The 14,879-nt window shown below is 45.9% G+C and carries 19 protein-coding genes, 3 tRNA genes and 2 pseudogenes; 11 read left to right on the forward strand and 13 right to left on the reverse strand.

Going from position 1 to position 14,879, the window contains the following annotated elements; genetic code table 11:
* Positions 1–147: 147 nt before the first annotated feature.
* A complete protein-coding gene (locus AC3RPL_RS11985; protein ID WP_490740184.1) occupies positions 148–1,002 on the forward strand; it encodes an SPFH domain-containing protein in 855 nt (284 codons plus the stop codon).
* Positions 1,003–1,214: 212 nt separating this feature from the next.
* Here AC3RPL_RS11985 and AC3RPL_RS11990 read toward each other — a convergent pair whose 3' ends face one another.
* The 3 genes from AC3RPL_RS11990 to AC3RPL_RS12000 all read right to left on the reverse strand — a co-directional run bounded on the left by AC3RPL_RS11990 (position 1,215) and on the right by AC3RPL_RS12000 (position 2,069).
* Entirely contained in the window at positions 1,215–1,622 is a 408-nt protein-coding gene (locus AC3RPL_RS11990) for a lysozyme inhibitor LprI family protein (RefSeq protein WP_490740185.1), read from the reverse strand.
* Between the two features lie 93 nt (positions 1,623–1,715).
* Positions 1,716–1,982, reverse strand: a complete 267-nt coding sequence (locus tag AC3RPL_RS11995) for a DUF8812 domain-containing protein (protein WP_490740687.1) — start codon at positions 1,980–1,982, stop codon at positions 1,716–1,718.
* Between the two features lie 21 nt (positions 1,983–2,003).
* Positions 2,004–2,069, reverse strand: coding sequence for a hypothetical protein (locus AC3RPL_RS12000; protein WP_490740688.1), 66 nt, complete (start codon positions 2,067–2,069; stop codon positions 2,004–2,006).
* A gap of 188 nt (positions 2,070–2,257) precedes the next feature.
* On the opposite strand from AC3RPL_RS12000, the gene AC3RPL_RS12005 reads away from it, so the two are divergent.
* The 6 genes from AC3RPL_RS12005 to AC3RPL_RS12030 all read left to right on the forward strand — a co-directional run bounded on the left by AC3RPL_RS12005 (position 2,258) and on the right by AC3RPL_RS12030 (position 5,066).
* Positions 2,258–2,506 (forward strand): tlde1 domain-containing protein, encoded by a 249-nt coding sequence (locus AC3RPL_RS12005; protein WP_490740186.1) that lies wholly within the window; start codon positions 2,258–2,260, stop codon positions 2,504–2,506.
* A gap of 10 nt (positions 2,507–2,516) precedes the next feature.
* Positions 2,517–2,687, forward strand: coding sequence for a tlde1 domain-containing protein (locus tag AC3RPL_RS12010; RefSeq protein WP_490740187.1), 171 nt, complete (start codon positions 2,517–2,519; stop codon positions 2,685–2,687).
* A 72-nt stretch (positions 2,688–2,759) separates the two neighbouring features.
* Positions 2,760–2,975 carry a hypothetical protein gene (locus AC3RPL_RS12015; RefSeq protein WP_490740188.1) on the forward strand — a complete coding sequence of 72 codons (216 nt, stop codon included), beginning with the start codon at positions 2,760–2,762 and terminating at the stop codon, positions 2,973–2,975.
* A gap of 255 nt (positions 2,976–3,230) precedes the next feature.
* Positions 3,231–3,731, forward strand: a complete 501-nt coding sequence (locus tag AC3RPL_RS12020) for an ECs1072 family phage-associated protein (protein WP_490740189.1) — start codon at positions 3,231–3,233, stop codon at positions 3,729–3,731.
* 545 nt (positions 3,732–4,276) lie between these two features.
* Positions 4,277–4,636 carry a CHAP domain-containing protein gene (locus AC3RPL_RS12025; protein ID WP_490740190.1) on the forward strand — a complete coding sequence of 120 codons (360 nt, stop codon included), beginning with the start codon at positions 4,277–4,279 and terminating at the stop codon, positions 4,634–4,636.
* 1 nt (position 4,637) lies between these two features.
* Positions 4,638–5,066 (forward strand): DUF3828 domain-containing protein, encoded by a 429-nt coding sequence (locus tag AC3RPL_RS12030; RefSeq protein ID WP_490740191.1) that lies wholly within the window; start codon positions 4,638–4,640, stop codon positions 5,064–5,066.
* Between the two features lie 122 nt (positions 5,067–5,188).
* Here AC3RPL_RS12030 and tnpA read toward each other — a convergent pair.
* Positions 5,189–5,645, reverse strand: a pseudogene (tnpA, locus tag AC3RPL_RS12035) (IS200/IS605 family transposase).
* A 199-nt stretch (positions 5,646–5,844) separates the two neighbouring features.
* Between tnpA and AC3RPL_RS12040 the strand changes: the two are divergent.
* Positions 5,845–6,855, forward strand: a pseudogene (locus AC3RPL_RS12040) (phage integrase central domain-containing protein).
* 115 nt (positions 6,856–6,970) lie between these two features.
* Here AC3RPL_RS12040 and AC3RPL_RS12045 read toward each other — a convergent pair.
* The 6 genes from AC3RPL_RS12045 to uvrY all read right to left on the reverse strand — a co-directional run bounded on the left by AC3RPL_RS12045 (position 6,971) and on the right by uvrY (position 10,513).
* Positions 6,971–7,057, reverse strand: a tRNA-Leu gene (locus AC3RPL_RS12045).
* Positions 7,058–7,068: 11 nt separating this feature from the next.
* A tRNA-Cys gene (locus tag AC3RPL_RS12050) sits at positions 7,069–7,142 on the reverse strand.
* Positions 7,143–7,180: 38 nt separating this feature from the next.
* Positions 7,181–7,256 (reverse strand) — tRNA-Gly (locus tag AC3RPL_RS12055).
* Between the two features lie 152 nt (positions 7,257–7,408).
* Positions 7,409–7,957: a CDP-diacylglycerol--glycerol-3-phosphate 3-phosphatidyltransferase gene (gene pgsA / locus AC3RPL_RS12060; RefSeq protein WP_034939012.1), complete on the reverse strand. Its 549-nt coding sequence runs from the start codon at positions 7,955–7,957 to the stop codon at positions 7,409–7,411.
* 71 nt (positions 7,958–8,028) lie between these two features.
* Positions 8,029–9,861, reverse strand: a complete 1,833-nt coding sequence (gene uvrC, locus AC3RPL_RS12065) for an excinuclease ABC subunit UvrC (protein WP_490740192.1) — start codon at positions 9,859–9,861, stop codon at positions 8,029–8,031.
* Positions 9,854–10,513 carry a UvrY/SirA/GacA family response regulator transcription factor gene (gene uvrY, locus AC3RPL_RS12070; protein ID WP_034939007.1) on the reverse strand — a complete coding sequence of 220 codons (660 nt, stop codon included), beginning with the start codon at positions 10,511–10,513 and terminating at the stop codon, positions 9,854–9,856. Before uvrY ends, uvrC begins: the two co-directional genes overlap by 8 nt.
* A 218-nt stretch (positions 10,514–10,731) precedes the next feature.
* Here uvrY and AC3RPL_RS12075 point away from each other — a divergent pair, with 218 nt between their 5' ends.
* Positions 10,732–10,950, forward strand: coding sequence for a DUF2594 family protein (locus AC3RPL_RS12075; protein WP_034939005.1), 219 nt, complete (start codon positions 10,732–10,734; stop codon positions 10,948–10,950).
* A gap of 71 nt (positions 10,951–11,021) precedes the next feature.
* Entirely contained in the window at positions 11,022–11,360 is a 339-nt protein-coding gene (locus AC3RPL_RS12080) for a GlpM family protein (protein ID WP_490740193.1), read from the forward strand.
* Here AC3RPL_RS12080 and AC3RPL_RS12085 read toward each other — a convergent pair.
* Together AC3RPL_RS12085 and AC3RPL_RS12090 are read right to left on the reverse strand one after the other, a co-directional pair.
* Positions 11,357–11,986, reverse strand: coding sequence for an autoinducer synthase (locus tag AC3RPL_RS12085; RefSeq protein ID WP_490740194.1), 630 nt, complete (start codon positions 11,984–11,986; stop codon positions 11,357–11,359). The two genes, AC3RPL_RS12080 and AC3RPL_RS12085, sit on opposite strands and share 4 nt — an antisense overlap.
* Before the next feature lie 127 nt (positions 11,987–12,113).
* Positions 12,114–12,836, reverse strand: coding sequence for an autoinducer binding domain-containing protein (locus AC3RPL_RS12090; RefSeq protein WP_490740195.1), 723 nt, complete (start codon positions 12,834–12,836; stop codon positions 12,114–12,116).
* A 709-nt stretch (positions 12,837–13,545) separates the two neighbouring features.
* Here AC3RPL_RS12090 and AC3RPL_RS12095 point away from each other — a divergent pair.
* Positions 13,546–14,157: a DUF4396 domain-containing protein gene (locus AC3RPL_RS12095; protein ID WP_490740689.1), complete on the forward strand. Its 612-nt coding sequence runs from the start codon at positions 13,546–13,548 to the stop codon at positions 14,155–14,157.
* Here the strand turns inward: AC3RPL_RS12095 and AC3RPL_RS12100 are convergent.
* Positions 14,154–14,825: an extensin-like domain-containing protein gene (locus AC3RPL_RS12100; protein ID WP_490740690.1), complete on the reverse strand. Its 672-nt coding sequence runs from the start codon at positions 14,823–14,825 to the stop codon at positions 14,154–14,156. The genes AC3RPL_RS12095 and AC3RPL_RS12100 overlap by 4 nt on opposite strands.
* Positions 14,826–14,879 lie beyond the last annotated feature (54 nt).

Here is a 14,879-nt window from a genome sequence, read left to right on the forward strand (position 1 = left end):
TAAAGTGAGATTTACGCAAAAAATACACACCTCTCTTCTTTCCTGCATTACAATCCAGTTCACCACGATATTGATTACGATGCCAGCAGCAAAACAATGAAGTAAACACCAAAAGCTGAACCGACACCAATATAAAAAGGAGCTTTCATGTTGGAACGAAACAAAAAAAGAATTATCATTCCCGGTATACTATTTATTACTCTGGTCCTGGTTCTCAGCGGATGTTTCACCATCAGCGAGGGCGAAAGGGGTGTGCTGTTACGATATGGAAAAATCATCAGGGTGACAGATCCGGGACTTGGCTTCAAAATCCCCCTGATTGAAAAAGTCCATAAAATTTCTATTCAGAAGCAGGCAATGTTATTTGAAAACATTCAATCCTACAGCCGCGATCAGCAGCCTGCCACCCTCTCTGTCTCCGTCAATTTTCATATCCCCTCATCGGAAGTGAGAAATCTTTATACCTCCTATTTAACCGTTGAAAGCCTTAAGGAGCGTCTGATTGCGCGAAAAATACCTGCACAGGTTGAAATCATTTTTGGACAGCATACGGCGCTGAGTGCGATTCAGCATCGGCAAACGCTCATTCAGGACGTGCAGAATGCGTTGAAAAAAAATATCACCGGCCCGGTAATAATCGACAGCGTACAGATTGAAGGGATCAACTTCTCCGCAGATTATGAAAATTCAATAGAAGATCGGATGAAAGCCGAAGTGGCTATTGCCACCCATAAACAAAATCTTGAAACAGCCAGAATTGAAGCGCAAATCGCGGTAACTCAGGCACAGGCGCTGGCGGACAGTCAGCTGGTTTCAGCAAAGGCTGCAGCGGAGTCAATCAAATTAAAAGGAGCGGCCGAAGCTGAGGCCATCCGGCTAAGGGCCGAAGCACTGCAAAATAACTCCCAGTTGACAGCGCTTACCGCCGCTGAGCGCTGGGATGGAAAATTGCCTGCAACGATGCTCCCGGACAGCAGTGTTCCCTTTATTGCAGTGAAATAATTTACGCGCCTGCTTAATTTTCATTCAGGACAAAAGACACCCTAACCAGAAATAGCCATAATCAGTTAACAGGTGTGACCGAACGTCGATTTAATGATGATGTTCTTGTTCCTGCCCGGGTATTTACAGGACAACGCGCGCGTACGCGACGAAATGACGGGGATTTGTCAGTTTTTCCCTGTCATCTGAAGCGTCAGAATCTTAAAGTAAGTTTAAAATTTATTTTCTCTGTCATATTTTATTCTTTCATCATAATTTTTTATCAGGCAGGTATTGTATCTATCATTGAAGCCATAAGAATATTCATCATATACTGAAGCTTCCGCACGGCACTCCTTCTCATTATAGATGTCCCAGTTTTTTCTGGCCTCTCTTACCAGCTTTGCAATAACCACCTTATCATAAGGCCGTTCTTCTTTGGTGGTAATGGTTCCGAGATAAACTTTGTATTCCTTTGTGTAGGCTTCTTTTTTACTTTCAGCCAGATCAAACATACACTCGGAAACATCAACCTTGTGCGAAAAACCCATACAGGGAAGATTATTATCTTTCGCACTGGACCATACACCCGATACAAACATTGCAAAGAGAAATATTACCATTAAATGATATTTTTTCATTTCATATTTTCCTGTATGAATTTAATACACCCTCTGGCTACTTCACCCCTGAAAAGAGTTGGGTCATTTTTTATTAATGTAATGAAATCATTTTTATTTCCCCTTCCAAAAACAGCAACCATTCCCCTGCCTTAATACCCCCTGATATTTTATATCAACAAATACCTTTTGAAGCGTCCTGTGCAGTTTATTCCATAAAACCGAATCCTGTTTTTCATATTTGTTATAAAAGTGGATAGAATCTTTTACATATCTGGCATAGACTTTTTCGAACAGCCTCAGCTGTTGAGGTTCGGTTAATTCAATCGTAGAGCCTTTGTTATTTTTACGAAATCGCTGGCGCGCAATGACTTTTATAATCGCCTCCGGCTATTTTTTCGCTTAATTCAGTGGGATACCTGCAAAGGTTAAATCAGCAATAATTTCTGCGGCAGATCTGTGCTTCATATCATAACCACGTCCAAAGGTAACACCTTAGCCATATGTATTACATTTCGATGCCACACCAGGCCAGTGTAACTTTCTTGAGTAATAACGACTGCCAGCCAGGTTATGATTAATTTATAAGTGTGAACTGACAGTAAGTTATGGTTTGAATGACTTCCAACAGGAGCGCAGAAGTACAAATTTGCCAAATGGATTATGGAAAGCTTTCAAAGGATGGTAAAAACCTGAAACTGGAATGCTATGGCGTCGGTTCCTATGACGTTTTGTCAGGTATTGACCGGTTCATCAATCAGCCCAACTGCTCTGACATAGAGAAAGCAGCTATTCCACCAGGTACATACTGGATTGTTGTCAGGCCAACAGCTAGCTTACTTAATCAGATCCGCTCTGAAGCGATTGACATGTACCATCTTTATAAAATGGTTTGGCCTGTATAGCGCCAGGACAATGAGCGATCATGTTTTCGTGAATGGCGTACAACGTGGAAGCTTCAGGCTTCATCCACTCAATATTGATGGCTCAGGCGTGTCATGGAGATGTATCACTTTTTATCGATCTTCTGAATTTCAGATACTCAGAAGATCATTGCTAAATCATAAAAAAGTTTCGCGTACCTGACGGTAACGGCCTGATGGCTTAAGGTCGGATTGATGTGCGTGGTGTTGCTGACTTTTCTAAATGTACTACAAGATGAAAATAATCATTTTTCTTATCGTATTCGTTGCCGCAATGGTTCTGCTTCCGGATAGTCTCGTTAGTGGTTTCGTTGATCACAACATCACTATTAGCGGTGACGGCGAAGAAGCAATGAACAATTTTGAGTTCACTGTCATCCTTATCAAGGTTGCTTTGTCTGCATTGCTTGCGTTCACAGCATTGTGGATTTATAGCAAAAGGAAACAGTGATTTAGTGGCCGGATGAGACGTTTGGCTGATGGTATGTTTGTCGCGTCCAGGTCCTGGTGGGTGATGGACGCACGATACTTTGACTTGATAAGGATAAAAAATGTCAGATGAACAGGTTTTGCTTAAAGCGATCTACCAAGGTTCTTTAACCTATTGGTGACACGACGCCTGACTGTGCTGTTCTTGAAGATGGTACAAGGGTTTTGTCAGCAACATCAATATTCAATGCCTTCGGACGCTCCAGATAAGGAATGAATGGAAGGCTGGAAATTGATGGATCCTCCCCCTTTTCTTGCCGCAAAGAACTTAAAAACCTCGATTAATCATGATGTTATATACCCGACAAAGTTAATAACTTACATCGACGGTTTGAAAAAAAACAAGGCTATGCAGCTACCCTTCTTCCTGAAACAAGTCTGGAACCGCATCACGCAGATATTCATACTCGAATGCGTTCTTGACGTATATCGGAAATCAAGAGGAACCGTATTCGAACCTCTTGAAAATGAAAAAGCGCTACGCCATATGATATTCCAGTCAACCAAATGGAAATTATCCGAGATAGATAAACTTACATTTGCAGAGCGCCTTTTCATTATTTCAGACAAAATCAATATGGAATCACTGCCTGATGATGCTGGTGAGTTTCTTAGTTCAGTCGATCTTCCTGAGAAAATTGCTTATCCACTTGATGATTTTTCAGAAGAGGACTGGGCACCCAGAGAAAACTCTGTCTTCCTAAAAAACCACTCTTAGTGTATTCATCTTCCTGACTTTCAATTTCCTGAAGCCGTGCTTTAAGCTCGGCTTTTGCCCTCATCAGATTGTTGTAACATTTTACAGCATGCTGCTGTTGAATCAGCCAGTCCTAAAGCTCACAGGGCGTCATTCCCGGATTGAAGAAACAGGCGTCACTTTTTTGCGTCTGCATATCTTTTTCCTTATAAAAAAGGCCCACCAAATGGTGAGCCTTAAAAATTGGTGGAACCCGCTGGAATCAAACCATCCACGCCAGAATTCCATAATTGATTGTGGCGGGCTTTCTGTCCTCAGTCGTTTTTAATGACCTCTCATCATATCGGCCAGCCTGTGATTCGACATTCACCACAACGAGAAGCCACCTGTTTCACAACACGATTACTCCGCAATACGGTCAGTATTCGTCAGGCAAGTTTTCTGTTGTGCAGATAGCAAAAACCTGCCGGAACAGGTTTAAAGTTCAAGGAAATTTATTTGTATAAAATCCATTCGCAGAGTGACAAAATGCCCGTGCTCACAATGGAAATAATAAGGATGTTTTTATGTGGAATGCTCACAGGGCAGCAGTTTATGCCCGACAACACGCCGTCAGCCATAGCCTGGGCCGGTGCGCTCACTATGTAACTGATGCAATCCAAAATGGTGGAAGCATCAGTATTAATAACACACACTACGCTAAAGATATGGGCAACAATTTAATCCTCGCTGGTTTTTACAAGGTGTCCGGCGAACCGAAGGAGGGAGACATTGCTGTTATTCAGGCGATCCCCGGTCATCCATACGGCCACGCCTGCATCTACGACGGTCGCCAGTGGATCAGCAATTTTATTCAACGCTCGATGTACCCGGGGCAGAGTTACAGAAATCTGCACCCCTCTTACGCTGTTTACAGGCACAACTAATATGAAAAAAATTATCCTCACATTATTGCTGCTGTCACCGCTGGTCGTCTCAGCTGGCGAACTTTCTCAGCAGGAAGCGGCAGCCCTTATGTTTAATCAGTGGTATATGGGGCAGCTGCTGAAAGATAAATCGCCTCTGACTGATTATAAAACGCTGGGTGAGTACGTTACCAGCGACACAATCAGAGCATTGAAGGAGCTTAATTCCGGAGACAGCAACGACAAGGATATGCCTGATGCAGATATGTTCATTAAAGCGCAGGATTACGACAACGACTGTAAAGAAATCAGCGTAATCTCTTCAGATTTTGATGCAGCCTGCACAAATGTTTACATTGCCTTCGGGAAAAATAAAAATCATGTTGTAGCGGACTGCATGGTTCAGAACGCAGGAAAATGGAAAGTCAGATCGGTGACCCTGATTAAGTAATACTCTTAGCCAGGATAAATATCCTCCGGCATAGCCGGAGGTTTTTCGTATGCGCCTCTAAGGCTCTGTTACCAGCAGCGCCCTGACAGGCGCATACGATCTGACATTTGCATCCAACTTCCTTACTTACGGCCCGTAAACGGGCTACCTGGATACGGGATTGATAACTGCTCTCCCAATTTATTCTGTTCCAACTGGTGCTTTATGTACTCCCGGATTTTCGATGTATTTTTACCCACCGTATCTACATAATACCCACGGCACCAGAACTCACGGTTTCTATATTTGAATTTCAAATCGCCAAACTGCTCATAAAGCATCAGGCTACTTTTACCTTTCAGATACCCCATGAAACCCGACACTCATCTTTGGCGGGATCTCCAGAAGCATATGGATGTGATCAGCACAACATTCGGCTTCCAGGATATTCACGTTTTTCCACTCACACAGCTTTCTTAAAATAGTACCAATTGCCCTGCGTTTTTCACCATAGAACACCTGCCTCCGGTAATTCGGGGCAAAAACTATGTGATATTTACAGTTCCATCGGGTGTACGCTAAGCTCTTTTCGTCCCCCATTGGGACCCCCTTTTGATTTCTTGTCAGACCTTTGCAGTTGCCAGACCGCAAGGTGTTTTAACAAATCAAAAGGGGTTTTTATAACTGGCCCAAAGCTGAAAGCTTTACTGAACCCCCAGCCTGGCTGGGGCTTTTCAATGCACAAAAAAATTCAGGGGCTGTGGATAGTTTTGAGCCTAATTTTGAAGCATTGGATTAAATGCCACGTACACGTAAGAGCAGGGATGATGCGTGGATGCCACCACGAACCTGTCGTGGCAGGTCCGCATATGAGTTTAAACCGAAAAATGGTGGGACCATTCGCCTGAGTGGCCCTGAATCTACACCTGCTCAAGTATAGTCAGCATATGAAGCGTTGATTAATGACCGTAAAGACGAAATCCTCTTTGAAGGGCTAACAGAAAGATTTTTTAAATCTGCTGACTTTTTCGAGTTGTCACCAGAAACGAGAAAAGATTACCTGAAATATGCTAAAAAAATTCTTTCCGTCTTTGCAAAGATGCCGCCTGACAGTATTAAGCCTGAACATGTCCTTAAATACATGGATAAACGAGGTTTAAAGAGCCGCACTCAGGCTAACAGGGAAAAAGCTTTTATGTCCCGCGTTTTTCGATGGGGGTATGAGCGGGGGTTAGTGAAAGGAAATCCTACGAAAGGTGTTAAACAATTTAAAGAAGTGGCGAGAGACCGACATATAACAAATGCTGAGTATCAGGCGCTCTACAACGTCTCACCATAAGTTGTTCGTATCGCGATGGAACTGGCCTACCTGTGTTGCGCACGTCAAGCTGATGTGTTGGATATGAAAAGAAGCCAGATAATGCCTGAAGGAATAATGATAAAACAGAGCAAAACAAGCGTGGCTCAGATCAAGGGGTGGACTCCTCGCCTTAAAGGCGTGATCCAGGACGCTAATTCCCTCCCTCTCAAAAAAGGAATGAGCAGCGTTTTTATAATACATCAGGATAGCGGTGCAAAATATACAAGGGATGGTTTTAACAGTCGGTGGATGAAAGCAAAGCAGGCAACAAAAGAAAAATTTCCTGAGCTGGATTTTAATTTTACTTTTCACGATTGAAAGGCGAAAGGAATCTCAGACTTGAGCGGAAATCTTTACGATAAGCAAGCTATTTCAGGTCATAAAAACGTTGAGCAGACAGCGCACTACAACAGGAGGATTGCTGTTGTGCCAGTAGTTGGAGGGCAGTAAGCGGTAAAAAATATTCCGAAGGGTTATTCTGAAGCCATGAATTGAAGACAAAAAAACCGCCTTGCGGCGGTATCACATTGCTTTCTAAGTGCTTGTTTTTATATATTTTAATCGGTGGTGCCCGGGGCGGGACTTGAACCCGCACAGCCATAAAGCCGAGGGATTTTAAATCCCTTGTGTCTACCGATTTCACCACCCGGGCAGGGTGTAAAGTGGAGGCGCGTCCCGGAGTCGAACCGAGGTTCACGGATTTGCAATCCGCTGCATGGCCACTCTGCCAACGCGCCATAATCTTTTATCATCAACATTAGCTAATGATGGAATCTGGAGCGGGAAACGAGACTCGAACTCGCGACCCCGACCTTGGCAAGGTCGTGCTCTACCAACTGAGCTATTCCCGCATTTACTTATCAACTTCTCAGAAGACGCTGATTTTATTTATCTTCTGGCAATCAGCTTGCTTTCGATGCGTTGCATTCTACTGACCTGGAGAAATGAGTCAACACAATTATCCTCACTATCCATCTGTTTGCTGCTTTTTAAATCGCATCGATCAGCGTTCAAACAGATCGCCACGTGCCGCGCTCAAATACTGAAACATTGACCAGAATGTCAGCACTGCCGCAATGTAGAGGGCAATCACACCAATGCCTTCAACAGTACTGTCAGGTCGCCACAGCAGCGCAAATAAGGCCAGCATCTGCGCCGTTGTTTTCACCTTGCCAATCCATGACACGGCCACACTGCTACGTTTGCCAATTTCTGCCATCCACTCGCGCAGAGCAGAGATAATAATCTCTCTCGCGATCATTGTTGCTGCAGGCAGGGTTATCCACCATGAATGAAAATATTCGGCAACCAGCACCAGTGCCATCGCCACCATGACCTTGTCAGCCACCGGATCGAGGAACGCACCAAAACGGGTGGTCTGTTTCCATCGACGGGCAAGGTAACCGTCAAACCAGTCAGTGATCGCTGCGAAAATAAAAATCAACGCACAAACCAGTGGAGCCCATTGAAACGGCAGATAGAAGGCCAGCACAAAGAACGGGATCAGGACGACACGAAACAGAGTCAGTAACGTCGGAATGTTAAAATGCATAATTACGCTAACTATCTGGGCAGAGTAGAATTTGTCCCTATGTTCCTACAATGGCGGCAGGGTTGCAATGCCTAGTGTTTCAGCGAATAAAAGATTTTCTCCGCCAGAAGACGCGAGATTCCCGGAACTTTCGCTATTTCATCAACGGTCGCATTCATCAGCGGTTGCAGGCCCCCCATGTACTTGAGCAGCATCTGTCGACGTTTAGGACCAATTCCCTCAATGGTTTCCAGCGCACTGGTGTTCTTCACTTTTGCCCGCTTGTTGCGATGACCTGTAATTGCATGATTGTGAGAGTCGTCACGAATATGCTGTATTACATGTAAGGCTGGCGAATCAGGTGGCAGTGAAAACCCTTCACCTTCAGGTTCGAAAAAGAGCGTTTCCAGTCCGGCCTTACGATCGGTACCTTTGGCCACGCCCAGCAAAATAGGCCGATCTTTATCCCAGTTCACATCAAGATCGGCAAAAACATTTTTCGCCTGCCCCAGCTGCCCCTTACCGCCATCAATCAGGATCACATCAGGGATCTTAGTCTCAATCAGTTCTTTGCCGTAGCGCCGGCGCAAAACCTGATTCATCGCCGCGTAGTCATCACCCGGTGTGATGCCGCTAATGTTGTAGCGACGATATTCTGACCGCAGCGGACCGTTATTGTCGAACACGACGCAGGAGGCCACCGTCTGCTCACCCATGGTATGGCTTATGTCGAAGCACTCCATGCGGTTTATCGCCGGTAAATCCAGTAATTCTGCCAGCGCCTGTAACCGTTGATGGATTGTCGACTGTTGAGACAAACGACTGCTAAGCGCCGTGCTGGCGTTGGTGCGTGCCAGTTTCATGTAGCGCGCCCGGTCACCACGGGGTTTACTCTGAATAGTCACCCGACGTCCTGCCATTTCGCTGAGCGATTCAGCCAGCAGCTCTTTTTCAGGCAGTGTGAAATCAAGAAGAATATCCCCGGGCAACGTGCGAACCTGACTTCCCTGCAAATAAAATTGCCCGACAAAAGTCTGCACCACTTCGGCCAGTTCGGTTCCGCCCGGCACCTTAGGAAAATAGCTGCGGCTGCCCAATACTTTCCCCTGACGGATAAACAAAACATGCAGACAGGCAATGCCCGAATCAAAAGCCACGCCCATAACGTCCAGATCGTCGCCATTATTGGAGACAAATTGTTTTTCAGTAACGCGCCTGACTGCCTGAATTTGATCGCGTAACCGGGCTGCTTCTTCAAATTTTAGTGCCAGGCTGGCCGCTTCCATCCGACTCACCAGCTGGTTCAGAACCTGGTCATCCTTGCCAGAAAGAAACAAGCGAACATATTCAATCTGCTGTGCATACTCTTTTTCACTGACCAGACCCGCAACGCAGGGGCCAAGACAGCGACCAATCTGATATTGCAGACAGGGGCGAGAGCGATTGCGATAGACGCTGTTTTCACACTGGCGTACCGGAAAAATTTTCTGCAATAAAGACAATGTTTCCCGCACCGCATAGCCATTCGGAAATGGCCCGAAATACTCACCTTTCGCGTGTCTGGCACCGCGATGGCTGGCAAGACGAGGATGTTTGTCGGCACTGAGAAATATGAATGGATATGACTTATCATCGCGCAGCAGCACGTTATAACGAGGCTGGTACAGCTTGATATAGTTATGTTCAAGCAGCAACGCCTCGGTCTCGGTATGGGTTACTGTAATGTCAATCTGATGGATACCAGCCACCAGCGCTTCGGTTTTACGACTTCCGTGATTACCACGGAAATAGCTCGAAAGGCGCTTTTTAAGATCTTTTGCTTTACCGACATAGATGACCGTACCGCCAGCATCATACATACGATAGACGCCGGGCTGGCTGGTCACCGACTTGAGAAAGGATTTGGCATCAAAAACGTCATTCACTACTGGTTAACGACTCCGCGTTGAACAGGCCATGACGGATGGCCAGATGAGTTAATTCAACGTCGCCGCTGATATTAAGTTTACTAAACATTCTGTAACGATAACTGTTGACCGTTTTGGGACTAAGACTGAGTTGCTCAGAAATTTCCGCGACTTTTTGTCCCCTGGTGATCATCAGCATAATTTGTAGTTCACGTTCTGACAAACTGTCAAAAGGCGAATCAGTTTTTTGCGGTTCAATCTGGCTGAGTGCCATTTGTTGTGCAATATCTGAAGCTATATAGCGCTGCCCGGCATTAACCTGGCGGATAGCATTCACCACTTCCTGTGGCGCAGCACCTTTACTCAGATAGCCAGCGGCTCCCGCCTGCATTACACGTGCCGGCAGAGGATTTTCAGTGTGGATAGTCAACATGATGATTTTGATATCCGGGTTATATCGCACGATCTTGCGGGTTGCTTCAAGACCGCCAATACCCGGCATATTCATGTCCATCAATACCACATTAACAGGGTTAGACCGGCACCATTTCACCGCGTCTTCGCCGCAGTTAGCTTCACCGACAACCTGAAAACCTTTGATATCTTCCAGTATCCTGCGGATACCTGCACGCACCAGTTCATGGTCATCAACAAGAAGAACGCTTATCAAACAGGTCTCTCCAAAAGGGTAATACCAGCGACGTTGATGATGGTATTTGAATCAGCGATCTTACCTCTTTTTCACTACTGTTAGAACTGAAAAAAACGCCATTATTCCGGAACAGACCACAGACGAGTTCCTGCCGACGGCCCCATACCACAGGACAATTTGTGATATACTTGCTGCCAAAAACATTTGTGTCTGAATAGTCAAAAAGAGGGGATTACATGGGTGACACTGATTTTTCTACCAGCAAAGAGGCTCTGGCTCAGGAGATGGCCTGCATGAAGGCGCTGGTAACATTTATGCTTAAAGGAATGGGACAGGCAGACGCCGGTAAAGTCATTATTAACATGGAAAAATATATTGCCCAGTTAACCGACCGCCAGCAGGCAGACGTGTTTACCCACACCATCGGGCAGATAAAACAAGCCTATCGCCAGTAATTTCTCTCCGCCCATTGCTTTTCGTAAGCGGTTATCACAATCTCAGGTTTTTAACTGATGCTGAAGAAACAATGGGCTTGTTATTTAAAGCTGTGCTGGGCGCACTGGTGGTGATCGCTATCGCTATCCTGTCCAAAACCCGCAACTACTACATCGCAGGACTCCTTCCCCTTTTTCCGACATTTGCCCTTATCGCGCACTATATTGTCGCCAGTGAGCGAGGTATTGAGGCGCTACGAACCACCATCATCTTTGGCATGTGGGCCATTATTCCCTACTTTTTCTATCTGCTTTCGCTATGGCTGTTTGTGGGCATGATGAAACTGCCGCTGGCGCTGTGCAGCGCCGTGGCTTGCTGGGGGCTTGCTGCATGGGTACTGATCGCTTTGTGGGCTAAATGGCACGGTTAACGCCCTCGCCCTTGCCAGTTAAAAGACACGCCCAACGAGGGCAAGACCTCTTCAGGACTGAAACGCCGTGCGCCCCGAAAACGCGTTGCCAGATGTGGCTGATGTGTCGGTATTTTTACCGCAAATAAATTTTCTTCGGACTGAATGATGCCAGCTGTTAATGGCTGGTACTCCACCAGATGTTGAGCAAACATCTGCTCCAGCATTGGCGTGGCGGCGCTGTAGAGAAAATCGATGCCAGACTGTTCTGCCAGTTGAACACAGTGCCACAGAATAGTAAGCGGCAGCTCTGGGTCAACATCCAGACGAGGTGAAAAACGAGACATTTCCCACACGCGTCGTGACGGGCCACCGGGCAGTTTGCTTTTAACATCAATGCCGTTCGCTGCTGTTGGATCTTCCCAGGGCATCAGCCGGGCACAGCCGCAAATGCCCTGTTGTGCATGCCAGGCAATCAGCCAGACGACTTCAGAGCGATCGAATCGGTCATATTCCTGCCCTGGGGTATTTAAACGAGGCGGCACAGGCCATCCTTCACCGCGGGCGAAAACACTGTAGCGATAGCTACCCAATTCTGCCAATAAGGAGGATGGCATGTCCTTAAATTTAGTTTGGATAATTTTCATTATTATTGATTCCCGCTCGCATTCCTTCTCCTGCCACTCCTGTAGCGCATTCAGGGCTGTTACCCAAGCGCAGGGTAGACAACTGGCTGTCAATCTGAAACTACTAAATCTGGTAGTTGTCACTCAGCTAAATCAAACCGATAGCGGCAGCATAAGAGGCCACCTGAGTTTTGTTAGATGCATTGAATCTTTTTTGCATATTTTTCTGGTGAAAATTTACCGTATGTTCCGAAATGGAGAGGATCAATGAAATCTCTGCTGACGTTTTGCCTTCAGCGGTCCATCTGAGGATCTCGATTTCTCGCTGACTCATTTCCACATCGCCCACCGACATCGACGTGTCTTTCACACGTTGAAGCGCTTCCAGAATCAGGTCCGTAAGATACTGTAATTTAAGATAGCTTTCCTGGGTAAATACCATATCATCAAAAGACTTTCCGGACGCCATAGATAATACGCCGATGGCCCGATTTTTCACCATCCTTGAACAGGAAAATCCAGAACGTACCCCATGTTCATTCGCCGCTTCAAAAACCTGTAGCCCTTCCCTGACAACCGCATCATTCCAGACCAGAAGCGTCCCTGGGATTTGACAGTATTTGATAATCGGATCGATCTCCGCAAAGTTTTGTTTCTGCCATGTTTTCACCCATTTTTCCGGATAATTGCTGTAGATAAATATTCGTGGCCGGGTAAAGGGAACCGGATGGCGGATATACAAGGCATAAAAATCAAATCCCAGTCGGTGGGTCTGTTGTTCCGTCAGCAGGATGATGTCTTCAGCCTCTCTGGCAGAATGAAAAGCCGATTGCACTTCATTTCGCCAACTGAAATAAGTTTCAACGGTCATTCCAGCCTCGCAACAACAATAAAGAAGAGTTATTCACTGCATCAGCACTTATCCTTAATAAGGAAATAAAGGTGCAGCGCCGGTAGCCGGTAAAGGCTCCTGGCGGCACGGAGATCATTAACAAAAATTTCTGTACATCCTTGTCATTAATGCTTCACCAGCGGCAGAATTTCCGGAATCAATAACGGCTGAAATTATCACTGGCGGCCAAATGTATTAGCGCTGAGCAAGGTGATAATAATCATTAAATTTGCACACAGGGATGTGTATTTCAGGATAGGATTTCTCTTATAAATATTCAATATACCTGAGCCACTCTTTTGTTAAGTGATTTACTAAGGAAGCCTCGAAGATCTGTTGTATCCAGAGAATATCGATAAAAAAACATCATCGTATAAAAAATAAAACATTAATTTATATATATTTATTTTTTAATTAATCAAATTTGACTTAAATTCATTCCATTAGTAAGCATGCATTAAATAAATTTAACACTTAATTTTACTATGGTTTATCTGTGATTCTGCCCGTTGAAGAGACTGATTTATCAAGGCTGGAAATTTTTTCATGCTGATACATAATCTAACTGACTGAATCAATGATATAAATAAGTTAACTGATCCATTTGCTTGCCTACCATGCTAAGGAATTAGTGATGTCAGACAGACTGGCGATGCTGTTCATTTCACTGGGTATCTTCACCTCGTTGATGATCGTTAAAGACTTGGGTCGCGCCCCTCAACCCTTGCGAATTATGAACCTGGTATGGCCAGTTACCGGACTTTACATGCCTTTTGTGGGTTGGCTGGCATGGTGGTATTTTGGCCGTAATAACCGCCCGGCGACGCCCCGATTGCGGCAACACAGGGTTGAATCGCCGGATCTGAAACAGCTCTTTTTTGCGACCAGCCATGGCGCCGCAGGTTGTGTATTAGGCGATGTCCTTGCCGTGCCGCTGCTTCCCTTGCTAAGCCATCAACCTTTCCACTCTGTGGTAGTCACTCATGCAATCCTTTCACTCGTGCTGTCACTTTTTTTTGGCATAATATTGCAATATCTGGCGTTAAAACAGATTGTTGGGATGGCTTTTTTTCGGACCCTCTGGCAGGCGATCAAAAGCGATATTTTCTCTCTGATGGTTTATCAGGCTGGCATGTTTTTGTATATGACGCTGGCGTTTCACTTTATTTTACAGAATCAACTTGAGCCGCTAACGATGAATTTCTGGTTTATGATGCAGCTGGCGTTGTTAACCGGATTCGTCTTTGCATGGCCGGCGAATAAGTTTTTATTGCAGCGTGGGATTAAAATTTCTTTCTAGAGACAGATACCAAAACCCTGCATCCCCAGATGAAAGTGACTGGCATGGGCGCGATTGTATTCCGGCCCCAGGGCATTACCATAATAATCGCAACTTCGCCGGAAAACCTCTTGCAACCACTGGCCCTGCGGTGAGGTCTGCGACCACCCTGTCAGCACGCTGATTTTCTGACCATTTTTTAACCTGAATCCGGCAATATCAAGCGCATCAGCAGTCGCATGTTCACTCAGTCTCCCAATGGCCCGGTGGTACAGGTTGCGACAGGCATAACTTCCCAGGTGATCGATACGTGCCAGCGGTGAGGCCAGCCTCTTAACGGCCATCGGTTCTGCCACCTGTACGACAAACATCGTGGTGCTGACTGCCAGTGGGCAGCTGGCAAGGAAACGGGCACTCAGCTCCACCCTGCCGACTTTTTCCACTTGCACTGGCGACGCCAGTGGACAGTTGCCATTTACCTGATGCAACTGGCGGAAGCGGAGATAGCCCTGCTGTTGCGCCGAGGAAAGTATGGCGAGGCAGGCAGCAGGATCGCTTGCCAGTTTTTTTAGCTTGTAGCGGGTAATAAAGGTGGGAGCATCCGTCACCTGCAACGGGCTGAAGGGGTCCCACGCAGAAGGGAGTGGTTTTGCCAGATATGCCACGATAACAAGCACTGCTGCCAGCATCAGCAAGATTATTACTTTCACCCATGCTCCTCATAACGGACTGGCTCGCCGATC

The sequence above is a fragment of the Erwinia papayae genome, assembly GCF_058241465.1.

What these genes read in the sequence shown, in the direction of transcription:
- AC3RPL_RS11985 (WP_490740184.1), top strand. Translation starts at nt 148, where the DNA reads ATGTTGGAACGAAACAAAAAAAGAATTATCATTCCCGGTATACTATTT.
- AC3RPL_RS11990 (WP_490740185.1), bottom strand. Translation starts at nt 1,622, where the DNA reads ATGAAAAAATATCATTTAATGGTAATATTTCTCTTTGCAATGTTTGTA.
- AC3RPL_RS12005 (WP_490740186.1), top strand. Translation starts at nt 2,258, where the DNA reads ATGGATTATGGAAAGCTTTCAAAGGATGGTAAAAACCTGAAACTGGAA.
- AC3RPL_RS12010 (WP_490740187.1), top strand. Translation starts at nt 2,517, where the DNA reads ATGAGCGATCATGTTTTCGTGAATGGCGTACAACGTGGAAGCTTCAGG.
- AC3RPL_RS12015 (WP_490740188.1), top strand. Translation starts at nt 2,760, where the DNA reads ATGAAAATAATCATTTTTCTTATCGTATTCGTTGCCGCAATGGTTCTG.
- AC3RPL_RS12020 (WP_490740189.1), top strand. Translation starts at nt 3,231, where the DNA reads ATGGAAGGCTGGAAATTGATGGATCCTCCCCCTTTTCTTGCCGCAAAG.
- AC3RPL_RS12025 (WP_490740190.1), top strand. Translation starts at nt 4,277, where the DNA reads ATGTGGAATGCTCACAGGGCAGCAGTTTATGCCCGACAACACGCCGTC.
- AC3RPL_RS12030 (WP_490740191.1), top strand. Translation starts at nt 4,638, where the DNA reads ATGAAAAAAATTATCCTCACATTATTGCTGCTGTCACCGCTGGTCGTC.
- pgsA (WP_034939012.1), bottom strand. Translation starts at nt 7,957, where the DNA reads ATGCATTTTAACATTCCGACGTTACTGACTCTGTTTCGTGTCGTCCTG.
- AC3RPL_RS12075 (WP_034939005.1), top strand. Translation starts at nt 10,732, where the DNA reads ATGGGTGACACTGATTTTTCTACCAGCAAAGAGGCTCTGGCTCAGGAG.
- AC3RPL_RS12080 (WP_490740193.1), top strand. Translation starts at nt 11,022, where the DNA reads ATGGGCTTGTTATTTAAAGCTGTGCTGGGCGCACTGGTGGTGATCGCT.
- AC3RPL_RS12085 (WP_490740194.1), bottom strand. Translation starts at nt 11,986, where the DNA reads ATGAAAATTATCCAAACTAAATTTAAGGACATGCCATCCTCCTTATTG.
- AC3RPL_RS12090 (WP_490740195.1), bottom strand. Translation starts at nt 12,836, where the DNA reads ATGACCGTTGAAACTTATTTCAGTTGGCGAAATGAAGTGCAATCGGCT.
- AC3RPL_RS12095 (WP_490740689.1), top strand. Translation starts at nt 13,546, where the DNA reads ATGATCGTTAAAGACTTGGGTCGCGCCCCTCAACCCTTGCGAATTATG.
- AC3RPL_RS12100 (WP_490740690.1), bottom strand. Translation starts at nt 14,825, where the DNA reads ATGCTGGCAGCAGTGCTTGTTATCGTGGCATATCTGGCAAAACCACTC.